At 72.3% G+C, this 22,341-nt stretch carries 22 protein-coding genes; 9 read left to right on the forward strand and 13 right to left on the reverse strand.

Annotated elements, in window-relative coordinates:
- Nucleotides 1-856: 856 nt before the first annotated feature.
- The 3 genes from FXF50_RS11790 to FXF50_RS11800 all read right to left on the reverse strand — a co-directional run bounded on the left by FXF50_RS11790 (nt 857) and on the right by FXF50_RS11800 (nt 6,621).
- Nucleotides 857-3,298, reverse strand: coding sequence for a M14 family zinc carboxypeptidase (locus tag FXF50_RS11790; protein WP_148427245.1), 2,442 nt, complete (start codon nt 3,296-3,298; stop codon nt 857-859).
- A gap of 213 nt (nt 3,299-3,511) precedes the next feature.
- Nucleotides 3,512-4,402, reverse strand: a complete 891-nt coding sequence (locus FXF50_RS11795) for a hypothetical protein (RefSeq protein ID WP_148427246.1) — start codon at nt 4,400-4,402, stop codon at nt 3,512-3,514.
- A gap of 65 nt (nt 4,403-4,467) precedes the next feature.
- Nucleotides 4,468-6,621 carry an MMPL family transporter gene (locus FXF50_RS11800; protein ID WP_148427247.1) on the reverse strand — a complete coding sequence of 718 codons (2,154 nt, stop codon included), beginning with the start codon at nt 6,619-6,621 and terminating at the stop codon, nt 4,468-4,470.
- Nucleotides 6,622-7,814: 1,193 nt separating this feature from the next.
- On the opposite strand from FXF50_RS11800, the gene FXF50_RS11805 reads away from it, so the two are divergent.
- Nucleotides 7,815-8,168 carry a nitroreductase/quinone reductase family protein gene (locus FXF50_RS11805; RefSeq protein WP_148427248.1) on the forward strand — a complete coding sequence of 118 codons (354 nt, stop codon included), beginning with the start codon at nt 7,815-7,817 and terminating at the stop codon, nt 8,166-8,168.
- Nucleotides 8,169-8,209: 41 nt separating this feature from the next.
- On the opposite strand, the gene FXF50_RS11810 is transcribed toward FXF50_RS11805, so the two are convergent.
- The 6 genes from FXF50_RS11810 to FXF50_RS11835 all read right to left on the reverse strand — a co-directional run bounded on the left by FXF50_RS11810 (nt 8,210) and on the right by FXF50_RS11835 (nt 13,999).
- On the reverse strand, nt 8,210-10,456 hold the full coding sequence (locus FXF50_RS11810) for an ABC transporter permease (RefSeq protein ID WP_148427249.1): 2,247 nt from the start codon (nt 10,454-10,456) through the stop codon (nt 8,210-8,212).
- A complete protein-coding gene (locus FXF50_RS11815; RefSeq protein ID WP_148427250.1) occupies nt 10,453-11,124 on the reverse strand; it encodes an ABC transporter ATP-binding protein in 672 nt (223 codons plus the stop codon). Before FXF50_RS11815 ends, FXF50_RS11810 begins: the two co-directional genes overlap by 4 nt.
- A complete protein-coding gene (locus FXF50_RS11820; protein ID WP_091313259.1) occupies nt 11,121-11,645 on the reverse strand; it encodes a PadR family transcriptional regulator in 525 nt (174 codons plus the stop codon). Before FXF50_RS11820 ends, FXF50_RS11815 begins: the two co-directional genes overlap by 4 nt.
- A 51-nt stretch (nt 11,646-11,696) precedes the next feature.
- On the reverse strand, nt 11,697-12,521 hold the full coding sequence (locus tag FXF50_RS11825; protein ID WP_148427251.1) for a PPOX class F420-dependent oxidoreductase: 825 nt from the start codon (nt 12,519-12,521) through the stop codon (nt 11,697-11,699).
- Nucleotides 12,522-12,591: 70 nt separating this feature from the next.
- A complete protein-coding gene (locus FXF50_RS11830) occupies nt 12,592-13,680 on the reverse strand; it encodes a hypothetical protein (protein WP_148427252.1) in 1,089 nt (362 codons plus the stop codon).
- 190 nt (nt 13,681-13,870) lie between these two features.
- On the reverse strand, nt 13,871-13,999 hold the full coding sequence (locus FXF50_RS11835; protein ID WP_148427278.1) for a hypothetical protein: 129 nt from the start codon (nt 13,997-13,999) through the stop codon (nt 13,871-13,873).
- A 233-nt stretch (nt 14,000-14,232) separates the two neighbouring features.
- Here FXF50_RS11835 and FXF50_RS29285 point away from each other — a divergent pair, with 233 nt between their 5' ends.
- The 4 genes from FXF50_RS29285 to FXF50_RS11855 all read left to right on the forward strand — a co-directional run bounded on the left by FXF50_RS29285 (nt 14,233) and on the right by FXF50_RS11855 (nt 16,840).
- Nucleotides 14,233-14,637 (forward strand): hypothetical protein, encoded by a 405-nt coding sequence (locus FXF50_RS29285; protein ID WP_187399633.1) that lies wholly within the window; start codon nt 14,233-14,235, stop codon nt 14,635-14,637.
- A gap of 46 nt (nt 14,638-14,683) precedes the next feature.
- A complete protein-coding gene (locus FXF50_RS11845; RefSeq protein WP_148427253.1) occupies nt 14,684-15,052 on the forward strand; it encodes a VOC family protein in 369 nt (122 codons plus the stop codon).
- A 155-nt stretch (nt 15,053-15,207) separates the two neighbouring features.
- Nucleotides 15,208-16,080, forward strand: coding sequence for an alpha/beta fold hydrolase (locus FXF50_RS11850; protein ID WP_148427254.1), 873 nt, complete (start codon nt 15,208-15,210; stop codon nt 16,078-16,080).
- Between the two features lie 25 nt (nt 16,081-16,105).
- Nucleotides 16,106-16,840 (forward strand): YqjF family protein, encoded by a 735-nt coding sequence (locus FXF50_RS11855; RefSeq protein WP_148427255.1) that lies wholly within the window; start codon nt 16,106-16,108, stop codon nt 16,838-16,840.
- A gap of 3 nt (nt 16,841-16,843) precedes the next feature.
- Here FXF50_RS11855 and yidD read toward each other — a convergent pair whose 3' ends face one another.
- Both yidD and FXF50_RS11865 read right to left on the reverse strand, forming a co-directional pair.
- Nucleotides 16,844-17,212, reverse strand: coding sequence for a membrane protein insertion efficiency factor YidD (gene yidD / locus FXF50_RS11860; protein ID WP_255509997.1), 369 nt, complete (start codon nt 17,210-17,212; stop codon nt 16,844-16,846).
- Nucleotides 17,142-17,606 carry a hypothetical protein gene (locus FXF50_RS11865; protein ID WP_222866050.1) on the reverse strand — a complete coding sequence of 155 codons (465 nt, stop codon included), beginning with the start codon at nt 17,604-17,606 and terminating at the stop codon, nt 17,142-17,144. Before FXF50_RS11865 ends, yidD begins: the two co-directional genes overlap by 71 nt.
- A gap of 99 nt (nt 17,607-17,705) precedes the next feature.
- Here FXF50_RS11865 and sigJ point away from each other — a divergent pair, with 99 nt between their 5' ends.
- Together sigJ and FXF50_RS11875 are read left to right on the forward strand one after the other, a co-directional pair.
- Nucleotides 17,706-18,614, forward strand: a complete 909-nt coding sequence (gene sigJ / locus FXF50_RS11870; RefSeq protein WP_148427257.1) for an RNA polymerase sigma factor SigJ — start codon at nt 17,706-17,708, stop codon at nt 18,612-18,614.
- Between the two features lie 115 nt (nt 18,615-18,729).
- Entirely contained in the window at nt 18,730-19,632 is a 903-nt protein-coding gene (locus FXF50_RS11875) for an AraC family transcriptional regulator (protein WP_148427258.1), read from the forward strand.
- Here FXF50_RS11875 and FXF50_RS11880 read toward each other — a convergent pair.
- Nucleotides 19,581-20,750: a phosphotransferase family protein gene (locus FXF50_RS11880; protein ID WP_148427259.1), complete on the reverse strand. Its 1,170-nt coding sequence runs from the start codon at nt 20,748-20,750 to the stop codon at nt 19,581-19,583. The two genes, FXF50_RS11875 and FXF50_RS11880, sit on opposite strands and share 52 nt — an antisense overlap.
- A gap of 107 nt (nt 20,751-20,857) precedes the next feature.
- On the opposite strand from FXF50_RS11880, the gene FXF50_RS11885 reads away from it, so the two are divergent.
- Complete coding sequence (locus FXF50_RS11885; RefSeq protein ID WP_148427260.1) at nt 20,858-21,427, forward strand: hypothetical protein; 570 nt, start codon at nt 20,858-20,860, stop codon at nt 21,425-21,427.
- Nucleotides 21,428-21,436: 9 nt separating this feature from the next.
- Nucleotides 21,437-21,868 (forward strand): VOC family protein, encoded by a 432-nt coding sequence (locus tag FXF50_RS11890; RefSeq protein ID WP_148427261.1) that lies wholly within the window; start codon nt 21,437-21,439, stop codon nt 21,866-21,868.
- Between the two features lie 4 nt (nt 21,869-21,872).
- On the opposite strand, the gene FXF50_RS29820 is transcribed toward FXF50_RS11890, so the two are convergent.
- Nucleotides 21,873-22,208, reverse strand: coding sequence for a hypothetical protein (locus FXF50_RS29820; protein ID WP_370464094.1), 336 nt, complete (start codon nt 22,206-22,208; stop codon nt 21,873-21,875).
- Between the last annotated feature and the right edge of the window lie 133 nt (nt 22,209-22,341).

A 22,341-nucleotide genomic window follows, 5' to 3' on the forward strand; every position in this document is an offset into this window, starting at 1 on the left:
GGGGCCGATGCCTGGGATTCTCGCTCGAATTTCATGAGCGGCATCTGCGACTTCCCGGTCCGTAGGGCGACGGCGAGTACCGGCAACCGTCTGCACTTGCCTAGTCGCACTACTCGTTGACCGTCGCGGGCTCGACGGGCCCTTGGCTTTCCCGGGCAAACGCACGCTGACGTGCTGGGTCGACGGCGACGAGACCAGTCTGTCGAGCCAGACGTCGGGAGTACGGTCGGGAGCATCGTCGTTCTCCCAGTCGTAGCCGGGCAGCTCGGAACCGCGTCCCTCAGCATCGGCGTAGAAATCCCCGATACCCCTTCTTCCCACCATCGCCACCCCCGAGATCTGACGAGCCCCATGCTGAGAGAGCAGGGATTCTCGGAATGTTGGTCCACGCTGCCTGCCTTCAGAACCATCTATTAGCCGACAGTCCTGACCGAACGGCGGCTGTTGATGACCTCCATATGACTGCATACAGCGTGCCCAGGCCACCAGCAGCACCAGGAGGACGCCCTGCGCAGCCTCTCGCTGGCAGTTCGAATGCGGGGACGAGCAGGCTGCGGACGAGGAACGGGGCGTGCCCGCTGCACCTTCGCTGCTGCACATCGACCCCCGCCTTTGGTGGCCGGCGACCTGGCGCGGCCAGCATTCCGGCCCGGTAGTCGAGCGTGTACCGGCGGGGTCGGAATACCGGAGAAGGACGCCAGCGAGCGTACGTGCCAACGAGCGGGCCATACCGCAGCGGACCGGTGCCGCACTGCGGTGAGCACGACGTCAGCCACTCAGCGCGCGGCCGGCCTTTCACAGGCTGGTGGCCGCCGACCGTCAGCCGGCGACCACCAGCGGTCGAGCGGTGAATGGCCTACTGGACGCCCACCCTCTGCCTGTTGTAGTTCGTGCCCTCACCGTCCGGCTTGTAGTTGCTCTCCACGTTGCCGGCTATGTCGATCGAGAACCAGTTGACCGTCGTGTCGCTGTTCACCGTGATGCTCTGCGCCCCCTCACGCATCCCCGCCAGCGCCAACTTCGCCGACCCGTACGTTGGCCGGCTCCCGTCGAGCGTGTAGTACACGTTCGCCGGCTCACTGGTGCTGAACGTGAACGCCGTAGCCCCCGGCTCCTGCCTGACAACCTTCAGCGAAGTCTTCGGCTGGATCTTGTCGGTCGCGTACGCCCGGGCCACCTCGAGGATGGCGATGTTCCCGTTGGCGAACTCCATCGCTTCCTCGTGCCCCTCGGCGAACGGCGGCTGGAACCCGACCGCGCTGAAGCGCCCGGTCGCCGGGTTGTAGATGTCCGCGCCGACCTCGAAGTCCCAGCCGATGATGCCCCGGTTGTACCAGTGCTCGTCGGCGCTGTTGCCGGCCGCCGAGTACAGCACGTCGGTCACCGGTCCGGTGCGGCCCGGCCAGATCGCCGTGCCCCGGTACTCCTGCACCCGGGAGAGGATGTAGTCCGAGGAGGTCCAGAAGTACGCCTCGGTGCCCTGGTCGACCCGCGGCAGCACCTCGCGCCCCTCGGCCTTGTACGCCCCTGGCGGCCACATGAAGTACCCGCCGTAGGAGTGGGTGTTCATCGACAGCTTGATGTTCGGGAAGGTGTCGACCAGCCAGACCTCGTTGCGCGCCTCCGGCTCGGACAGCTCGCTAGGCCCGGCGAACGTGTCGCTGACGCAGTTGGTGGCCGACGCGCCGACGTAGCCTTCGAAGACGGAGCCGACCGAGAAGTTCCGGTTGATGTCGACGCCCCAGGCGTTGCGGCGGCCCGGGTCGGCGTTGGACGCCGGGCAGTAGTTGGTCAGGTTCCGCCGCTGCATGTTGAAGTCGTACATGCTGTAGTGCGCGCCATCGGGGTTGACCACCGGCAGGATGAAGATGTCCAGATCATCGACGATCTTGCGGGTGTCCGGGTCCTTGGCGTAGTTGCGCAACAGCCGCTCGGCGGACTCCACGCAGACCAGCGGAGTGACCCACTCCCGGGCGTGCTCCTGGCAGTAGAGGAAGACGCCGACCTTCGAGCCGTCGCGGTGCTTGCCGATGCGCAGCACCTTCATCTGGAACGGCTCGCGGGACACGCTCGCCGGCGCCTTCAGGTTGTCGGTCAGCTGGGTCACGGGAGCGGCGGCCACCACGCCGGCGCCGGCGTTGCCCCGGTACGTGCTGGCGGTGAGCAGCTTGGCCGCGTCGGCGTTGCCGTTGACCGCAGCGACGACCTGCGCCGCCGTGCTGGTGATGGCGCCGGAGCCGTTCGTGGCCAGGCGCACCGTGACGGCCTTGCCGGACACGCTGACGGTCAACGGGGCGTTCGCCGCGCCCGGGTTGACCAGCGCCATGGTGATGTCGTTACCGCCCTCGGAGCCGTACGCCGTCGAGGTGACGTAGAGGGTGCTCGCCGCCGCGGCGCCGAACTGCGCCTGCGCGTTGCGCCGGTAGCCGTTCGTCTTGTACGGCAGGTCGATCAGCTCGGTCAGCTTGGGGAACTCCGCGGCCAGGCCGGTGAACCGCGCGGTGACCTCGGTCGGGTCCATGTAGTGGTCGACGAAGTCCGACACGTACGGGTGCTTGCCGGGGTCCTTGCGCGGGCTGCCCAGCCATTTCGCGACGTCGACGGTGGCCGAGCCGCCCTTGTTGCTGGTGATGGTGGCCCTGGCCGGTGCCGCGGTGACGGGGACTGGGTTGCTGAACCGGTGGTACATGTACTGGCCGGCGTCGGTGAACCGGGACATGGTGGCGGTGCCGCCGGAGCCGATCGCCGTGCCGGGCCCGCTGTCCCAGCTGGCCGTCAGCACGGTGGTCGAGTCGGTGCCGGCGCTCGACTTCACCTCGATGTTGAGGAAGAGCTGGTTGTCGAGGCTGGTGAACCATTCGGCCCGCAGCACGGTCAGGGTGTCGGTGGTGGCGGTCGCCGCCGTCGCGGCGCGGATGGCGGCGGAGCGTTCGGCCATGTTCTGCGCGTAGTCGTTCTGGTCGGAGATCGCGTCCTGCACGTCGAAGCCCTTGTCGCGCAGCGCCTGGCTCTCCTCGGGGCTGAGGATGGCGTGCACCTCGATGCCGTTGTTGACGGGCTTGACGTACTCGGCGAGGTCGACGCCGAGTTGGTGGAGGCGGTCGATGCCCGACTTGTCGGCGACGACGATGCGCATGAGGCCGACGCCGTTCTGTTCGCCGGTCGATGACCGGTCGGGGGCGACGGCGCTGTCCGTCGTCGGGCTGGCGAGGCTGGGTGCGCTGACGGTGAGCGCCAGCGGTAGGGCGAGCAGGGCGAGGAATCGGCGCGGTCCGATGGATCTTCCTGTACTCCTCATGAGAGTCCTTCCGGCGAGCGATCCAGAAGGCCGCGCAGTCGAGGAGTCGGGGTAGGTCACCCCGGCTGCCGCAGCTGCACAAAGCGTCGTCGCCGTCTCACCATCAGTCAAGATCTATGGTGAGCCGCGCTCACCCGGATCTCGTCCAGCCGGAAGCGGTAGTCGCACACGCCGGCACGTGGACGAGGTCACAGAGCCGGGACAGCGTGACGGTCAGCCGGTGATGGTCAGCTCCACCGGCAGGCCCTGCGTCACCTCCAGGACCGCCCGCTCCCCCAGTGGTCGCGACAGCTTGAGGGTGGCGCTGCGCTGCGCTCCGATGGCCGGACATGCCTCGTCCTTGGCGTGCCGGTACTCGATGACGATCACCACGACCGCCAGGTCCGACTCGGCCGCTTCGGCGCCGTAGTCGGCGCCGCACGGCTCGCTGTTGGGGCCGGTCGCGCCGGTGAAGGTGACGGTCAACTCGCTGCTCGCGGTCGTGGTGGTCGCTGACTCGATCGCCAGCCCCTCGTGTGGCTGATCGGCGTCCCAGGGCGGTGGGGTCACCCGGAGGATCGCCGAGGGATCCACCGCCACTCGCGCCAGCCGCACGGTCGTTCCAGCAAGGGTGTATTCCCACGCCGGGGCGGTCGCCAGGCCGCGGGTGGTCGGGACCGTCATCGTGGTCAGGCGAGCCCCGGTGAGCTTGAGCGGCGCGCAGCCGGAGCAGTCGCCCGTCCCCGCGGCCCGCAGCTGCGCCAACGCCCCGTCCGCCGAGATCAAGGGCACGTCCTGACGGATGCCGTTGGCCCAGACGATGGTGCCGGCCGGCTGGGGCGCTACGGGCAGCGTCGAGGCAGCCTCGACGAGGCCGGCCGACAGGCTCTCCTTGTAGGACCCGTTCGCCGGCTCCCAGTCGCCGAGTTGGCGGGTCAACTCCCCCACCGGCACGAAGGGCGCACCTCCCGCGGCGCGAACCGCCCGGTCGTACCGGGTGAGGGCGTCGCCTGCCTGCTGGCGCAGTCCGTCGAGCGGGTCGACGGCCGGACTGTTCCCGGCGGACCCACAACCGCCGAGCAGGGCCGCGACCGTGATCCACGGCAGTAACCGATACCGACTCATGCTCGCTGTCTCCACCTCCTTGAGACGCCCGCACGCCGGTCCGGGTTGCACTCCCGCGCCGCCCGCTACACCTCCGCCACGCTCACCGGTTCCGGCGGGGCCTGCGGCCCGGTGACCCGCCGCTCGTCCCCGTGCCCCGGCCACCACGCCTTGTGCCCGATCAACGCCGTCAACGCCGGCACGAAGAACATCGACATGACGAACGCCGACAACACGATCCCGATCGCCACCGCGAACCCCATCTGCTGCAGGAACGAGATCGGCGCCAGCATCAGCACCCCGAAGGTCCCGGCCAGGATGAGGCCGGCCGCGGCGACGGTGGGCCCCGCATGCTCCACGCCGATGGCGGCGGCCTGGTGCGGCTCGTTGCCCTCCCGGGCCTCCTCGCGCAGCCGGGCGATCATGAGGATGTTGTAGTCCGTTCCGATCGCCACCACGAAGAGGTACAGGATGATCGGCAACTGGAAGGTCACTCCGGGCTTGTCCTGGAGCCCCTGGAACAGGTAGACCGTCGCCCCCAGCGTCGCGGCGAAGTTGAGCAGCACCGCGATCACCAGGTAGATCGGCGCGACGAGGCTCCGCAGCAGCAGCGCGAGGATGAGCGCGATGAGCCCCGCCGCCACCGGCAGGATCACCGACAGGTCCCGGTTGTTCGCCGAGTTGATGTCCGCGAAGATCGCCGTGGTCCCGCCGACCAGCGCCTTCGTGCCGGGCGGCGCCGCCTCGTGTACGGCGTCGCGCAGGTCGTCGCGGACCAGCGTGATGGCCTCGTTGGAGACCGGGTTCTCGTTGAGCAGCAGGTTGACCCGGGCCACGCTCGGGTCGCTGCTGCGCTCCGGCGGCTGCACCCGGGCCACGCCCGGGGCCTTCGCGGCGGCCGCCGCGAAGTCGGTGACCTGCTGCTCGGTCAGCGGCGTCCCGTTGCCGGTGGTCAGGTAGACCTCGGTGGGGGCCAGGGCGCCGGCGGCGAACCCGCGCTGCAGGTCCTTGGCGGCCTTCGCCGACTCGGTGTCCTGGGGGAAGCCGGCGCTGAAGTCGTAGTCGGCCTTGTAGCTGAGCACGCCTGCGGCGAGCGCGACGAGCAGGGCGCCGGAGGCCGCTGCGACGAGCGCCGGCCGGCGTCCGACGGCGGCGCCGAGCCGCCGCGACAGGGTCGCCTTGGGGGTACGCTGCCACGCCTTCGACGGCCAGAAGACGTACCGGCCGAGCAGGGAGACGACGGCCGGGATGAGGGTGAGCGAGGTGATCAGCATGACGGCGACGGCGATGGCGAGCGCCGGGCCGAGCGAGCCGAAGAAGCCCAGGGAGGCGAGCAGCAGCACGAGGAACGCGACGATGACCGCTCCCGCGGCCGAGGTGATGACCTCGCCGACCCGCTGGACGGAGACGATCATCGCGGTGCGCTTGTCGTCGCCGGCGCGCAGCCGTTCCCGGTAGCGGAAGAGCAGGAACAGGATGTAGTCGGTGCCGATGCCGAACAGCACGATCAGCAGGATCGTCTGCAGGTCCTGGCTGACGTTCAGGTCGAACGCCTTGCCGGCGGCGGCGACGAGCCCGGTCGTGATGGTCAGGACCACGCTGACGACCACGACGGGCAGCAGCGCGGCGATGGGGCTGCGGAAGATGATCAGGATCAGTCCGATGATCAGAATGATCGTGGCGACACCGACCACGGCGAACGCCTTGTTGAAGGTGTCCTCGTTGTCGACGAAGCTCGCCACGTCGCCGGCCACGCCCGCGGTCAGCCCGCTGCCTGCCAGGTCCGGCCCGATGGCTGACCGCAGGTCGCGTACGGAATCGAGCAGGGCCGGGTCGTTCGGGTTCGTCGCGTCGAGCCCGACGCTGACCACCTGCACCGACTTGTCCGGCGCGACGGCCGGCGGGCCGGTCTGGTAGCCGGACGTGGCCCGGATGTTCCGGGCCTTGAGCGCCTGGGCGAACTGCCCGACCCGTGCCTCGTCGGCCGGCGTGAGCGGCTTCCCGTCGGCGCGCTTGACCACGATGGTGGCCGTGGCGGTGGCCTGCTGCGGGAACGCCTTCATGCCGAGTTCGGTGGCCTGCACCGACTCGTACGAGTGGGGCAGGAAGCTCTCCTGGTCGGCGGAGGTGATGTCGCTCAGCGACGGCGTGGTGGCGATGATAGCGATGGCCGCGAGCAGCCAGCCCGCGATCACCCACCACGCCTTGCCGACGACGAATCTGCCCAGCCGCTCGAACATGGTTGCCCCCGTGTGTCCGGCTCTCCTGACGTCGGGCCAGAGCACTGTCGCGCGCCCGCCCGTCACCATGACGGCAGCCCTTCGCTACCCGCGGTGAATCGTACCGCCGCCCGCCAATCCTTTTCGGACGCCGCGCGTCCCCATGCGACGCTCGCCAAACTTGTCGGCGTCAAAGTCTCCGAAGGCATCCACTTTGGGGTGGCCCCGGGCCGGGGCGACAAACCTTTAGTGGTGATTGCGCCAATGCGCGGTCAGCCTGCGGTCGGCTGATAGGCGTACACCGGGTCTTTCCGGCCGGCGCGCTCCGGACACCGGCCGGTCGGACCGCCCACCATGCCGATCCTGCCGTCCGCGCACACGGTTAGGTAACCCCGGCCCGCCCAAAACCCGGGCACGCAGACGAACCACCGGCACACGTCGGGAGCCGGGTCGTGGACCAGCACCCCGCCGCAGTAGGTGTAGCCATACGGGTTCTCCGGCGCCCCACACCGGTCGGTGCCGGTCGGCGGCGGCACGTTCGGCGAATGGCTGGGGCCGGGCGTCGGGTCGGCGGGCCCGAGCGTTGGGGCGGGTCGGGGAGAACCAGAGCCGACCGGACCGCGAGCCGGTCCGCCGCTCACGGCAGCCGGAGCCGCCCGGCGGGGAGCGGTCGTGCGGGGCGGCGGGGAAACCGAAGGTTCGCGTGCGGCCTCGGGAGACGACGTGCGGGACGCGGTGGTGCCGGGCGCCGGAGAAGCCTCGCCAGGGACCGGGTCGACCGGGCGGGAGGGAGTCGGGCCGGGCATCGACGGACCGGGGGTTGGCCCGTTCGTGCTGGGCAGGGGACTCGGGGCCGCCCATTCCCCGCCACCGACGCTGCCCTCCGGCCCGCCGGGTCCCGCCCGGTCGGCGGTCATGACGTACCCGGACAGGACGACGAGCACGACGGCGGCGGCCAGTTTCGCGAGGTGGCTCGGCGCGGGAGCAGCCGGCCGCCCGACGGCGGCGGCCGGGGCCGCCTCCGGTGCGGCGTGACGTGGGGTGTACACCCGCCGGTCGCTCAAGGACACCTCCGACACCTCCGCTCCGAGCCCTTGACCTCTCGCCTACCCAGGAAGGCGGCCGGGCACGCCCGTACCGGTGACAAGGCCCCGGAACCCGCGACGGCTCGGCGCGGGAGTGCCTAGCCTGGCGGGGAGACGCAAGGGGGCATCGTGGCGAACGTGGTCTGGGACGCGCTGGACGGCGTCCGCGAGGTCGAGATCACCGTGACCGGCCGGAGGACCGGCCGGCAGATCACCCACCCCGTGTGGTTTGTGCTGGACGAGGACAGCGTGTTCCTGGTGCCGGTGACCGGCTCGGACAGCCAGTGGTACAAGAACGTCCGGCAGACCCCGATGATCGAGGTGTCGGCGAACGGCACGGCGTTGAGTTCGAGCGCCACCCCGATCACCGAGGCCGACCGGGTCAACCACGTGGTGGAGCTGTTCAAGGCCAAGTACGGCGCCGACACGGTGGAGAGCTACTACCCCAAGCACGACGTGGCCGTCCAGGTCCCGCTGGGCTAGGGAGGGCCGGGCGCTGTCGCCCGACCCTCCGCCGGCACGGCTCACTCGTTGCGGGCGGTCTCCGGGCCGGTGATCCGGCGCAGCAGCGGCAGCGTCGAGGCGACGATCCCCAGCGACACCGCCAGCCCGCCGACGACCATCAGGTAGAACGACCCGTCCGGCGCCAGCAGCGTGTAGCCCAGCTGCGCCCGCAGGAACAGGTGCGCCGCCAGGAAACCCATCCCGGTCGCCACGGCGGCGACGGCCAGCAGCGGCACCACCGTCTCCAGCGCCACCACCCGCCGCAGCGTCCGCAGCTGCACGCCGCTCAGGCGCAGCATGCTGAACGGGCGCTTCCGGTCGGTCAGCCCGCCGGCCACGCTCACCGCCAGGCTGCACCCGGCGATCGGCAGGCTGGCCAGCATGACCACGTTGGCCAGCTGCTGGAACTGCACCATGAGCCGGGCGGAGTCCGCCTCCCACTCGGCGGTGCTGGCCGGGAAGCGCACCGCCGGGAACGCGTTGATCAGCATGGTCCGGGCCTGCTCGAACGCGGCGCGGTTGGCGGTGTTGACGACCACCGAACGGATCGGTTGCCGGTCGACCTGCGCCGGGTCCATGTGGGCGTCGGCCCAGACGTAGTGGTCGTTCGTCAGGTCCCACGCGCGCTCGCCGATGAGGTCGTCGGCCACGGCCGCGACCCGCGCGCCGGCGGGGCAGGAGCCGAACTCCGCCAGGCGGTCCAGCTCGGCGCACGTGATGACCCCCGGCCACCACCATCGGTAGGCGGGATTCACCGTCCCGTTCACCTCGAGCGGAGGTGGTGTCTCGACGGGATTGGCGCGGACCAGGGTCACGCTGCGTACCCCCGGGATCGTCGCGAGCCCGGCCGGGATCTGGTCCGCGGTGGGTGCCGGGCCCTCCTCGGGCGGGAACCACGTCGACAGGGAGGTGGCGGCCACCGAGTCGGTGCGCGGCTCGCCCCGGTTCGCCACGTAGGTGGTGATGATGCCGGTGGCCACGCTGGTCACGAAGAGCGCCACGATCAGCCCGCTGACCGACCGGAAGGCCGCCCGGGGATTGTCCGCGAGACGCCGCCCGGCGATGAGGGTGGCCGGCCGGCTGGCCCGTCCGGCCAGCAGGCGGGCGCCGAGCATGGTCAGCCACGGCCCGGCCAGCAGCAGCCCGGTCAGGATCAGGAGAAAACCCGAGAGGTACGCGGTGAGCTGGCCGTTCGTGGTGGGGGGACGCCGGCCGATGAAGTACGTCAGCTCGACGAGCCCGGCGACCAGCGGGATCAGTCGCCAGGCGCGCGGCGGTTTCGGGGTGACCCGGCGCGCGACGCCCAGCGGGGAGATCTGCACCCGGCGCAGCGCCAGCCAGGCGGCCACGACGGCGCCGAGCGGGATGCCGAGCGCGACCGCCAGGACGTCGACGAGGGTGAGTGACAGGTCGGCGGTGAAGAAGCGCTCGCCGGTGAACGGTATGGCGGCGAGCCCGGGGCGGAGCGCGAGGAACAGGCCGAACCCCACGGCCGTGCCCACGGCGGCCGCGAGCACGGATTCGACGGCGGAGATGACGGAGATCTGCCGGGGGGTGGCGCCGATCAGCCGCATCGCGGCGAAGCGCTGCTCCCGGCGGGTCGCGGCCAGCCGGGTGGCGGTGCCGATGAAGATGAGCACCGGGAAGAGCAGCGCGACCGCGACGATGGAGAGCACGAGGGCCATGCCGTCGTGGTTGATGCCGACGTAGCAGCCCCTGGAGCAGCTGCTCGGCGAGGTGGTCATGATCTGCGTGGCCTTGCGCGCACCCAGATGTTCCAGGTCGTCGGGCGTGCGGCCGATGACGATCAGCAGCGAGTCGGGGGACGGCAGCGCCACCGGTCCGATGGTGCCGACCTGGTGGCCGGGGAACCGGTCGCCGAGTTGCGCGGCCGGGGTGGTGTGCAGCAGCTCGCCGAGGGCGGGCGAGACGTAGTACTCGCCGGGCCCGGGCAGGCGCGGGATGCCCGGCGGGACGGGCGCGTCGGGGCCGGTCGCCGCGACCTCGACGCGGCCGATCGAGTCGCCGTGGAAGTAGTCCTGCCGGATCAGCCACCACAGCGGGTCGACCGACGGGTCGGCGGCGGCCGGCGCGACGGCGGTGTTCAGCCAGGCGTACCGCTGGTTCTGCGCGTTGACCGCGTTCATGCCGGCGAGCGTGGCGAGCAGCATGCCGACGCCGAGCGCCACGGCGGTGGCGATGACGGCGAGCCGGGTGGCGGCCTCGCGCCCGCCGGCCAGGGACAGTCGGACCGCGAACCGGATCATGCGGACACCAGCGCGTTCACCTTGCCGTCGCGCACGATGACCTGCCGGTCGGCGTACGCGGCGACCCGGGCCTCGTGGGTGACCAGCACGACGGTGGTGCCCTGCTCGCGGGCCGAGGAGACCAGCAGGTCCATGACCTGCTCGCCGGTCAGCGAGTCGAGGGCCCCGGTCGGCTCGTCGGCGAACAGCGCCCCGGGCCGGGCGACCAGGCCGCGGGCCAGCGCGACGCGCTGCGCCTGCCCGCCGGAGAGCTCACCGGAGCGGCGCCGCTCCAGCCCGCCCAGGCCGAGCCGTTCGAACCAGGGCCGTGCCTCCTTCAGTGCGGCGGCCCGCTTGACGCCCCGGAGCAGCAGCGGCAGCGCGACGTTCTCCTCGGCGGTCAGCTCCGGCACGAGCTGCCCGAACTGGAACACGAACCCGAACTCGTCGCGGCGCAGGACGCTGCGCCGGGTCTCGCTGAGGGTGTCGATCCGGCGGCCGTCGTAGTGGATCTCGCCCTTGTCGGGCACCAGGATCCCGGCCAGGCAGTGCAGCAGGGTGGTCTTGCCGGAGCCGCTGGGGCCCATGATGGCGACGATCTCGCCCGGCTCCACCAGGACGCTGGCGCCGCGCAGCGCCGGGGTCTCGCCGAAGGACAGCGAGATGTCGCGCGCCTCGACGGCCTTCACTTGCGCACCGCCTTCGCGAGGGCGTCGAGCCGGGCGACCGTGGTGTCGATCCAGTGCAGGTCGGCCTCCAGGTGGAACAGGCCGTGGTCGGCGAGCATGGCGTCGACCAGGGTGCCGGAGCGCTTGATGTCGGTGAGCTCCTTCATCCGCACCAGGTGGGCCGCGCGCTGGCGGTCGAGGTAGTCCTCCGCGGGGCGGCCGAGCATCAGCGCCAGCACGACCTTGGTGAACAGGACCGTCTGGAGGTTGGGCTCGGCCGCGACGGGCTCGGTCAGCCACGACTCGACCTCCGTGGCCCCGCGTTCGGTGATGACGTAGCGCTTGCGCTCGGGGCCCTCGCCCGGCTCGACCTCGCCGATCACGATCTTGCCGTCGCGGGCGAGCCGGCTCAGGGTCGCGTAGACCTGGCCGAACGGCAGCGGCTTTCCCCGGCTGAAGAAGGCGTCGTAGTCGCGCTTGAGGTCGTAGCCGTGGCTGGGCTCCCGTTCGAGCAGGCCAAGGAGGGTCATGGGAACGCTCATGCCGTGACTATAACCCGAGGGTATACCTCGCGTATATACCTTCGGAGTATGTCAGCGCGCCCGCGCGCTGTCGGCACCGGTGGCGGCGGGCTGTCCGGTCATCGCGGGCGGGGTCAGGACGAAGTGGACGGTGCGGCCGGTCCGGGCCCGGCCCAGCCGGTGCGTCAGTGGCACCAGCAGCCCATGCAGCAGTGGATGCTTGCGGACCAGCGCCTGGCTGGCCGCCCGGTGCTCCGCCCCGCTCAACCGCCGCGCCACCGCCGCCACGGCCTCGCCGGTCGGCTTGCCGAGGGCCGTCGACGGGGCCAGTGTCACGTGGGGGTTGTTCCGGATCCGCCGGGTCTTCCACGCCTTCTCGAAGCTGCGCACGTACGCCCGCTCCCCCGCCACCGCGACGCTCACCGCCGTCGGCACGGGAGTCCCGTCCCGCTTGAACGTCGTCAGGACCACGGTCTTCTGCCGCACCAGCGGCGCCCACGCGGGGGCCGGGGCGGGGTCGACGTACCCGACCACCCAGCCGAGCTGGCGCAGCCGGGCCACCAGCGCGGCCAGGGCCAGGAGCGCCGACAGCCCGACCAGCCAGGTCTGGGCCGCGCTGCCGCCCAGGTCGGCGTCGACCACGTGCGACACGGTGTGCGCCGCCGCGCCGACGACGTAGCCGGCCAGGGCTACCGCCAGGGCGTCGGCCCAAATGAGCGCCAGCAGCAGGGTCGCCCCGATGCCGAGCTGAAACGCCCCGACGTCGTGGACGAAGTGCTCGTGCGGTGGGAACCCCACCGCCGAGCTGAACGAGTCCGCCCGGGCCAGCGCCCACACCCCGACGACCAGCGAGGCCAGGCCGAGCAGTGTGGCCGTACCGCGTACCAGTGCTCTCATGCCGGTGGGACGACCCGGCGCCCGGCGGTGTGACCGCCGGGCGCCCGGGGCGGAGAGACGGCCAAGGTGGTCAGGGTGCGATCCGGGCCCACACCGTGCCGAGGGACCACCGCATGGTCGACTTGCTGTTGATCTCCATGTCGTTGGTGATCGAGCCGTCGCTGCTGCGCGTGCCGGCGCGGATGTGGACCGTCTGGCCCTGCTGGATCGGGCCGTTGCTGAACAGCCGCGCCGTGAAGGCGCCGCCCTGGGCGAGGAACTCCCGGACGATCACGCCGGTGCGGTCGGTGTTCCACCGGAAGCGGGACATCGAGGCGAACGACGGCGCGGTGACGTTGGGATGCAGAACATGCATCATCAGGAAATTCTCCTGAGAGGTGGACGAGTCCGAGAAGCCGAACTCGTCCGTCACACGCAGCTCGTGCAGGGCGCGGCCGCACCGCGCCTCGATGAAGATCTCCACGGCACCCGTTGCCGGCGCCCGGAAGTTGAACCCGATCTGGGTGTCGACGATGGCCCAGCCGTTGTCGAAGTCGTCCGCGTCGTTGTTGTCGAGCGTGAGGTCGTTGCCCGTCAGTCCGGTGAACCTGTCGAGGGAGTGCACCCGCCCGATCCGGAAGCCGCCGAGGTTGTGCGGATCGAAACCCTGCTGAAAGCCGGGGTACGGAGGACGAAACGGGGTCCAGGCGTGCGGATCGTCTCGACTCCCGCCCTGATCCGGGGGTGTCGGGGCCTGAGGGTCGTGCAGCCACGAGGCGTAGCCCGCAGTCGCCTCCGTGCGGGGCAGCAGTTCCTGCACCGCCGCCTTCGTCTCGGCCACGACGCGCTTCAGCTCCGTCTCGTCGACGCCCAAGCTGTCGAAGTACGCCTGGACGTTCGCCCTGCGCTGCGCGTCGAGGGCGTCGTAGTCGGCGTCCAGGCCGACGGGTGGTTGGAGGAGGTCACGGAATCTCACGCGTTCGCCGTGCATCCGCTTCCGCAGCGACAGCCAGTTCTCCTCGCCGAGGAGGTCGCGGATGCGGCGATTGCCGCGCTCGACGGTGTCGGCCAGCCGCACGTCACGGATCTCGGCCGCACTGCGCCGGCGCCGGTCGTAGTCCTCGGCGACCTCCTCCGCCCGGCGACGATCCGCTTCCGGGGTGTCGAGGCCGAAGGGCATGTGGTACTGGCTGGAGTACTGTCCCGCTAGCATTGCTCCCCCTGATGGCGCCTGGACGAAACGGCATAAATAGGACGTTGGGGACGACAGTAGCGATATCGCCGTCTCTTAACGGCCGGAACCAGGATTTCCCACCCGTGCCTCGCCGAGCCGGTACCGGCCGCTGCGTGCTCAGCCCTCGTGCGGCCCCTCACTCACCCGGCCGCACGTCCACCTCGACGTCGATGCCGTGCCCGGTGAAGACGTCGACGAACCGCTTCGCCCACTCGACGGCCTCCTCCTTGGAGCGGACCTCGACCAGACCGAACCCGGCGATCAGCTCCTTGGTCTCAGTGAACGGCCCGTCGGTGACCGGTCTTCTTGCCCTTGGTCGCGGCGATCCGCGCCAACTCCTCGCTGCTCTTGCAGAGCCTCGGCGGCCGACAGGACTCCCGCCTTGACTGGCTCCTTCATGTAGGTGCCCATCCGCCGGGGATCTGCGCGGTACACACTTCGATCACAGCAGCCGGTCCGACGTTCCCCAGTAACTGTGCGGGCAGGCACGATGGCGGGATGGACGAGGACGAGTGGTACCGCCGGCACGGCCTGCGCCCGGCGGATCTCGGCCCGGTGCGCGCCCTGCTCCGTGAGCAGACCGCGCTGGGTGTGGAGAACGACAGCGCGCTCATCCATCTCGGTTGCGTGCAGCCGTTCCTGCACGGCGACCTGGCCGACGTGCTGCTCATCTGGCGGGCGAAGCACTCCAGCTTCGACGCCGCCTGCTCGGTGGAGTGGCAACTGCTGTGCGGCGTGGGCCGGGAGCGGACCCTCGACCACCTGCGGGCGCTCGGCACGGCGGAGGCCGGGGAGGTGCTGGCGTACCTGTCGATCGTCAATCCGGCGGACGTGGCGGCGTTCAGCGTCGAGGAGCAATCCCGGTGGTACGCGGAGTACTACGCGTCCGAGGAAGTGTCGTAGCCCGCTCGTAGCCTGGCGCGGTCAACGACGATCGCTGGGAGGCCACGTGCTCGACCACTTCTCCGTCATGGTGCGCGACCTGCCCGCCAGCGCCGCCTTCTACGACGCGGTGCTCGCTCCGCTGGGCGGCCGGCGGATCATGGAGCCCGGCCCGATCGGCTACGGCGTCGACAGTCCCGACTTCTGGCTGGTGCCCGCGCCCGCCGAGGCCGGCGGACCGCTGGAGTCGCACATCGCCTTCACCGCACCGGACCGGGCGGCCGTGCAGGCGTTCCACGACGCCGCGGTGGCGGCCGGCGCGGAGGTGCTGCACGCGCCGCGGGAGTGGCCGGAATACCACCCGGGCTACTTCGGGGCGTTCGTCCGCGACCCGGACGGCAACAACGTCGAGGCGGTCTGCCACCGGCCGGAGTGAAGCGTCCACGCTCCCCGGCCGGCTTCGGGACCCGGTGCGGCAACACCGGTCCGGCGGCGGCCCGGCGCATCGCGCGCCGGACCGCCGCGCTGCCACCGGGTCCCGGTCGTTGAACCGGGCGGGTCCACGCGGGCCCGACGAGGAGGCGGCATCAGTTGTTCGACGGCTTCGCGGAGCTGGACGTCGTCACCAGCGACACGACGATCCACGGGCGGCGGGGTGGTGCGGGGCCGCCGGTCCTGCTGCTGCACGGCATGCCCGAGACGCACCTCATGTGGCACCGGGTCGCGCCCCGGCTCGCGGAGCGGTTCACCGTGGTCGCCACGGACCTGCGCGGTTTCGGCGGCAGCGGCGCGCCGCCCAGCGCACCGGATCACGCCCCGCACAGCATGCGGCGGGTGGCCGCCGAGCAGGTGGAGGTCATGCGGCTGCTGGGCTACGACCGGTTCGCGGTCGTGGGGCACGACCGGGGCGGGCGGTGCGCGTACCGGATGGCGCTGGACCATCCCGACGCGGTGAGCCGCCTCGCGGTGCTCGACATCGTGCCCACCGGCGACGCCTTCGACCGGGCCGACATGGCCTTCAGCCTCGGGTTCTGGCTCTGGTCGTTCCTGGCGGCGCCGGAGCCGGTGCCGGAGCGGCTGGTCGCCGGGGCGCCGGAGGTCATCGTCGATCACATGCTGGACGACCTGTCGGAGGTGCCGGACGCCTTTCCCGCGGCGGTGCGGGCCGAGTACGTGGCGCAGCTGCGCAGGCCGGAGGGCGTCCACGCGATCTGCGAGCAGTACCGGGCGGCGGCGACGCTGGACTACGAGCACGACCGGGCCGACCGGGGCCGGCGACGGATCGGCTGCCCGGTGCTGGCGCTGTGGGGGCACGCCGGCCCGGTGGCGTCCTGGTACCGGCCCCTCGAGGTGTGGCGGGCCTGGGCGGACCAGGTCGAGGGCGGGCCGGTCGCGGCCGGGCACTTCCTGCCCGAGGAGGCGCCCGACGAGACCCTGCGGCACCTGCTGGCGTTCCTCGCGTGACCGCCGCACCGGGCACCATGGACCCGTGGACATCGAGCCGGTCGACTGCGCGCCCGTCCGGGCGTTCCCGCGCGCGTGGCTGCGGCAGCGCTGGCAGGACCTCACCTTCCTGCACTGGGCCGTCGAGCCGGAGGTGGTCGCGCCGCTGCTGCCCGCCGGCACCCGCCCCGACGTCTTCGACAGGCTCAGCTACGTCGGGCTGATCGGTTTCCGGATGGTCGGGTTGGGCCTCGGCCGGGGACCGGGGGTGCCGTACTTCGGCACGTTCTGGGAGACCAACGTCCGGCTCTACTCGGTCGACGGCACCGGGCGGCGGGCCGTGGTGTTCCGCTCGCTGGACGCCTCCCGGCTGGTGCCGGTGCTGGTGGCGCAGCTGAGCCTGCGCCTGCCGTACAAGTGGTCGGCCATGCGGCTGGACCGGGACGAGGACCGCCTCACCTACCGCTGCCGGCGCCGCTGGCCCGGCCCGGCCGGGGCGTCGAGCCGGATGGCTGTCCGGGTCGGTGCGCCGATCGCCGACCCGACACCGCTGGAGCACTTCCTCACCGCCCGCTGGGGGCTGCACACCCGGGCGTACGGGCGCACCCTGCACCTGCCGAACTGGCATCCCCGGTGGCCGCTGCACAGGGCCGAGCTGCTGCACCTCGACGACGAGCTGGTCAGCGCCGCCGGGTTGCCGCCGCCGGCCGGGCCGCCGGTGAGCGTGCTCTACTCCCCCGGCATCCCGGTCGTGTTCGGCGGGCCGGCACCCGTGCGCTGAGCGTCAGCGCAGCGGGTCGTGGGTGCCGCGCGGGACGTCCGGCCGGCAGCGGCGGACCCGGTCGGCGGCCAGCCGCCCGCCCACCGCGAGGCCGTACTTCTCCACGGCCGACAGGCCGTAGGCGCTGCACGTCGGCGTGTAGCGGCACTGGGCGGGCCAGCGGTGCGACAGCCACCGGCGGTAACCGAGGATGGCGGCACGGCCGGCGCGGTCCACGGCGGGGCCGCGCACCACGCCGGCGGCCACCGAGCCGAGGGTCAGCAGCAGGGAGAAGAGGCCGAGGTCGCAGCAGCCCAGGCCGTCACAGTCGGGGAGGTCGCAGTTGCACCAGTCCCGGTTCTTCTTCTTGTGGCGCCGCTTCCGCCTGATCACAACGCCATGATGCGACACGCGCGCCAGCGACCTGGGCCAGCGCCAGCACGCTCAGGCCGAACATCAGGACACCGAGGGGCAGGTGGACCGACGGGACGTGCGCGATGCCCAGGACGACCTGGACCGAGGCGAGCACGAGGAACCCGAACGCGTGCCAGACCGGCCGGAGCGAGCCGCCGCCCGGCTTCCACGCGAGCACCGCCGCGAGCACGTAGAGCATGGACGCCCCGTACATGACACGCGCTCCGACGCTGTGCAGCGTCTCCCCGAACGACGAGGTCAGCAGCAGTCCGGCGGAGATCGCCTGACCGAAGATGGTCAGGGTCTGGAGGGCGATCGCGATCCGCAGGAACGTGGAGCTGCGTGGCGCCGTCGCCGTCACCTGGGTGGCCATGTCACTCCCCTTGTCCGCCCTGAGGCGGTAGGTCGATAAGGTCTCACCAACCCGACGACGCGGGCCTGCGGAAGGTAAGGCGAGGGGGCGGCCGGAAGCGTGGGGACTGCCGCTACCAGCGCGGATGAGACAGCCGGCGAGCGCCGCCAACTGATCAACGTCGCCTACCGGCTGCTCGGTTCGGTGACCGAGGCCGAGGACGCCGTGCAGGATGCCTACGCACGCTGGTACGGGCTGCCGCGAAGCCGGCAGGAGGAGATCCGGTCCCCGGGCGCGTGGCTGACGACGGTAACCAGCCGCATCTGCCTGGACCGGCTCGGCTCGGCGCGAGCCCGCCGGGAACGCTATGTCGGCGCGTGGCTGCCCGAGCCGCTGCCCGACCGCACCGAGTGGGACCCCACGGCCTCCGCCGGCCATGCGGACCCCGCCGAACAGATCGTCCTGGACGAGTCGGTGGCCATGGCCTTCCTCGTCGTCCTGGAGTCGATGACGCCCGCCGAGCGGGTGGCGTTCGTCCTGCACGAGGTCTTCCGGTACCCGTTCGCCGAGATCGCCGGCGTTCTCGAACGGACCCCCGCGGCCTGCAAGCAGCTGGCGTCCTCGGCCCGGCGGCGGGTCAGCGTCGTGCCCACCCCGGCGACGGCGGCCGGGCGGGCCGACGTGGTGCGGCACCTCAAGAAGGCGTGGGAGACCAGGGACATCGCCGGCCTCGTCGCAGTGCTCAACCCGGCCGCCGTGATGACCGCCGACGGCGGCGGCATGGTGGGCACCGTCCTGCACCCGGTCGAGGGTGCCGCGCGCATCGCCCAGTACATGGTCGCCATCGCCGACTGGGCTCCGGGGCTCGAACTCCTGGAGCGGACGGTCAACGGCGTGCCGGGCCTGGTGGCCCGCCGTGGCGGTGTGGTCGAGACCGTGGCCTCGTTCGACGTCGCCGACGGTCGCGTCACCCGGATCTGGGTGGTCCGCAACCCGGAGAAGCTGCGGCCGTGGGCGCGGGAGGGCTGACCGGCCGCCGCGTGCCGTGCCCGTACGGCTCAACCGACCGGATCGGGTCCGGCAGGGTCGGGTAGGGCGGATCCCGGATGCCTAGCGTCGAGGGTGTCAACGGAAGGAGCACCGGGTGCTGGAGCGGCTCAACCAGGCCATGGACCACCTCGAACGCCACCTCGACGAACCGCTCGACGTGGCCGGGCTGGCCCGGATCGCCTGCACGTCGGAGCACCACTTCCGGCGGCTCTTCTCGGTCCTGGCCGGGATGCCGCTGTCGGAGTACGTGCGCCGGCGCCGGCTCACCGTGGCCGGCGCCGAGGTGCTCACCGGCGAGGCGTCGCTGCTCGACGTGGCGGTGCGCTGGGGGTACGGCTCGAACGAGGCGTTCGCCCGGGCGTTCCGCGCGATGCACGGGGTCGGCCCGGCCGAGGCCCGGCGCACCGGGGCGGTGCTGCGGTCGCAGCCCCGGATGTCCTTCCGCCTCGTCGTCGAAGGGAGCACCAGCATGGACTACCGGATCGTGACCAAGGACGCCTTCCATCTCGCCGGGGTGAAGGCCCGGGTGCCGCTCGTCCACGAGGGGATGAACCCGCACATCGTGGCGTTCCTCAAGGGCCTCGACCCGGAGACGGTGCGCCGGATCGAGGCGCTCTCCGACCAGGAGCCGGGCGGCGTCGTCAACGTCAGCGACGACCTGGCCGGGTCCCGGGCCGAGGGCACCGAGCTGGACTACTGGCACGGGGTGGTGACCGGCGCGGACGTGCCGGAGGACCTGGACCGCCTGCCGGTGGCGGCCGGTTCCTGGGCCGTGTTCACCGTGTCGGGCGAGTTCCCGCAGGCGGTGCAGCACCTGTGGCGGGACGTGTTCACCCAGTGGTTCCCGTCCAACCCGTACGAGAGCCGCCCGGGCCCGGAGATCTCGAAGGTGCGGGTGTCGGCGGACGGGAAGACCGCCGACGCCGAGCTGTGGATCCCGGTGCGTCAGGCCGCGGCGGCGGCCCGTTCCAGGCAGGCCGGCACGTCGCGCACGTGATAGGCGTGCTCGCTCGGCTCGATGCCGGCGAGGAACATCGCGTACACGGCGGCCATCCGCAGGTGGGCGACGGGGCCGAGCAGCTTCACGGCGCGCTCCGGGTCGCTGCCCGGCACGTCGGCCCGCCAGCGGGCGGCCCAGGCGTCGAGCAGCCGGGCGGCCACGTCGGGATCGAGGGTCTCGGTGAGGCGCAGGATGTCGAAGGCGGGGTGGCCCACGAACGCGTCACCCCAGTCGATGACCACCCGGCGGGTGCCGTCGCCGCGCACGTTGCCCGGGTGCAGGTCGCCGTGCACGAGGGTGTCGGGCAGGCCGCAGTCGCGGACCTGGTCGAGCCGGTCGTCGAGGCCGGCGAGCAGGTCGGCGGCCACGGCCGGGTCGTGCGGGGCCAGCCGGTCGCGGATCCAGCCGGCCAGCGCCGGCCCGCGCAGACCGGGTACGCCGGCCGCGACCAGTTCGGCCGTCTCGTCGGCGGCGCGGAGCTGCACGGCGTGGTGCTCGGCGGCGACGGCCGCCCGCTCCGCCTCGTCGGCGCCGTAGCGGTCCTCGCCGGGCACGTGGTCGAGGAGCATCCGGCCGGTGTCGTCGGCGGCGAGCAGGGTGGGGGCGGTCGTGGGCGCGGCGGCGCCGAGCCAGCGCAGCACGGCCGCCTCGTGCCGGAAGAACGGGGGCACCTGTTTGAGCCAGGCGCTGCCGGCCGGGCCGTCGAGCCGCCAGATCGCGGACAGGTTCCAGGTGCGGTGCTGCGCCACGGTGGTCACCGGCCGGCCGAGGCGGCGCAGCTCACCGGTGGCCCAGGCGACGCTGCGGGCCGGGCCGCCGGGCTCGGCGTACGGGGCGCGCAGCGGGTGCGGTGTCAGGTCGACCGGTGCCGGGGTCAGGGGCACGGCGGGTGGGTCGGTGACCTGGCCCAGGTAGGTGACGTGGCCGCCGGGCGGCTCGGGGCGGTCGCCGGCGAGCAGCCGCAGCACAGCCACGTCGACGCCGTGCCGGCGGCGGGCCTCGTCGACGATCGAGCCGACCTGCTGCCACCACGGCTCGGGCACGTCGTACGGGGGCAGGGCGCCGAGCGGGCGGCCGGCGGGGTCGACCAGGACGAGGGTCACGGTGCGGGACACCTGCCGGACGGTAGCCGCGCGTCCCTGAGGGACGCGAACGGTTAATCGGGGGGCGGTGGGGGTCCGGCCCGGATGTCCCCGGCCGGTCCGCCGAGAAGGCTGACGCCATGACCCTCACCGATATCCGGACCCGTCCCGCATACCCCTGGTTGCGGCCGGTGGCCGTGGCCGCGTCGCTGCTGCTCCTCGGCTACGGCCTGCTCCGCCTGATCGACCGCCTCGACGGGCACAGCGACAAGGGCGCCTGGGCGTGGAACACCGGGCACACCCTGTTCCTGCTGGGCATCCTCGGCTTCGCCGCGCTGATCGTCGGGTTGCACGGCGTGCTGCGTACCCGCTCGACCCGGCTGCGGGCGGTGGACGACGCGGCCGCGCTGGCCGGCCTGGTCGGCGCGGCCGCCTTCGTGTGGGTGATCCTCGGTGACCTGTTTCCGCGCTTCGCCGACGCGGTGCAGACGCCCGACGCGGTGCTGCTCGGCGGGCCGGCGCTGTTCGAGCTGGGCCTGCTGGTGCTGCTCTACCGGGCCGCCGCGGCGCGGCTGCTGCCGGTGTGGGCGCCGGTGCTGGTGCTGGTCGGGTTCGTGGCGATCGCGGTGAACCTGGACCTGCTGCCGGTGGGCGCGGCCCTGGTCCTCGCCGGCCTGCTCCCGCTGCGCCCGGCGCGGTTGGGTGGGTAGGGTCCGGGCATGGAGCAGCGGGTCAGCCTCATCACCCTCGGCGTGGCCGACCTGGCCCGGGCACGGGCCTTCTACGAGCGGCTGGGCTGGCGCGGCCAGGAGGTCGAGGAGACCGTCTTCTTCCAGGCCGGCGGCTTCGCCGTGGTCCTGTGGGGACGCGGCGCGCTGGCCGACGACGCCGGCCTGGCCGACCCGCGCGGGGACGGCTTCGGCGGGGTGAGCCTGGCGCAGAACGTGCGCAGCCGCGCCGAGGTGGACGAGATCCTGGGCCGGGCCGCCGAGGCCGGTGCGACGGTCACCCGGACGGCCCGGGACACCTTCTACGGCGGGTACGCGGGCTGCTTCACCGACCCGGACGGTCACCTGTGGGAGATCGCCTGGAACCCGGGGTTCCCGCTGGCCGAGGACGGTTCGCTCACCGTCCCGGACTTCGGCGGCTGAGCGGTCAGGTCCAGAAGGTCCGCCGGTAGCCCTGGTTGGCGGCGCACGACTCGCGCTGCCCGCCGGTCAGGCTGACCGCGCCGTCGCGGCACTGCACCAGCCAGCCACGCCCGGACCAGAAGCCGGGCGCGCACTCGAACCAGTCGCAGATCCCGGCGGCCGGCTTGCGGATGCGTTCGCCGCCGCAGAAGTCGTACCCGTAGGGGTTGGCCGGGGCGCCGCAGCGGCGTTCGGCGGCCGGCTGCGGTGTGGTCTTCCGGGACGGCGTGGTGGTCGGCGCGGTCCGGGTGCGCTGCGGCTTGGGTTTGACCTGGACGGCGGGGGCGATCGGCGGGGGCACGGGGGGGGGGGGGGCGGGGGGCGCCCGGGGGGGGGGGGGGGGGGGGGCCCCCCCGGGGGGCCCCCGCGGGGCGGGGCCCGAGAGGCACCCCCGCCCCGTCAGCGCGGGGGGCGCCCAGAACCGGAGAGCAAAC

This window comes from Micromonospora sp. AP08 (assembly GCF_008085935.1).
Classification (GTDB): domain Bacteria; phylum Actinomycetota; class Actinomycetes; order Mycobacteriales; family Micromonosporaceae; genus Micromonospora; species Micromonospora chersina.

Excerpts from the sequence above, each read along its gene's own strand:
- FXF50_RS11885 (WP_148427260.1), top strand. The coding sequence starts at position 20,858 with ATGACCCTCACCGATATCCGGACCCGTCCCGCATACCCCTGGTTGCGG.
- FXF50_RS11820 (WP_091313259.1), bottom strand. The coding sequence starts at position 11,645 with ATGAGCGTTCCCATGACCCTCCTTGGCCTGCTCGAACGGGAGCCCAGC.
- FXF50_RS11790 (WP_148427245.1), bottom strand. The coding sequence starts at position 3,298 with ATGAGGAGTACAGGAAGATCCATCGGACCGCGCCGATTCCTCGCCCTG.
- FXF50_RS11890 (WP_148427261.1), top strand. The coding sequence starts at position 21,437 with ATGGAGCAGCGGGTCAGCCTCATCACCCTCGGCGTGGCCGACCTGGCC.
- FXF50_RS11825 (WP_148427251.1), bottom strand. The coding sequence starts at position 12,521 with ATGAGAGCACTGGTACGCGGTACGGCCACACTGCTCGGCCTGGCCTCG.
- FXF50_RS11865 (WP_222866050.1), bottom strand. The coding sequence starts at position 17,606 with ATGGCCACCCAGGTGACGGCGACGGCGCCACGCAGCTCCACGTTCCTG.
- FXF50_RS11810 (WP_148427249.1), bottom strand. The coding sequence starts at position 10,456 with ATGATCCGGTTCGCGGTCCGACTGTCCCTGGCCGGCGGGCGCGAGGCC.
- FXF50_RS11795 (WP_148427246.1), bottom strand. The coding sequence starts at position 4,402 with ATGAGTCGGTATCGGTTACTGCCGTGGATCACGGTCGCGGCCCTGCTC.
- FXF50_RS29285 (WP_187399633.1), top strand. The coding sequence starts at position 14,233 with ATGGACGAGGACGAGTGGTACCGCCGGCACGGCCTGCGCCCGGCGGAT.
- FXF50_RS11830 (WP_148427252.1), bottom strand. The coding sequence starts at position 13,680 with ATGCCCTTCGGCCTCGACACCCCGGAAGCGGATCGTCGCCGGGCGGAG.
- FXF50_RS11800 (WP_148427247.1), bottom strand. The coding sequence starts at position 6,621 with ATGTTCGAGCGGCTGGGCAGATTCGTCGTCGGCAAGGCGTGGTGGGTG.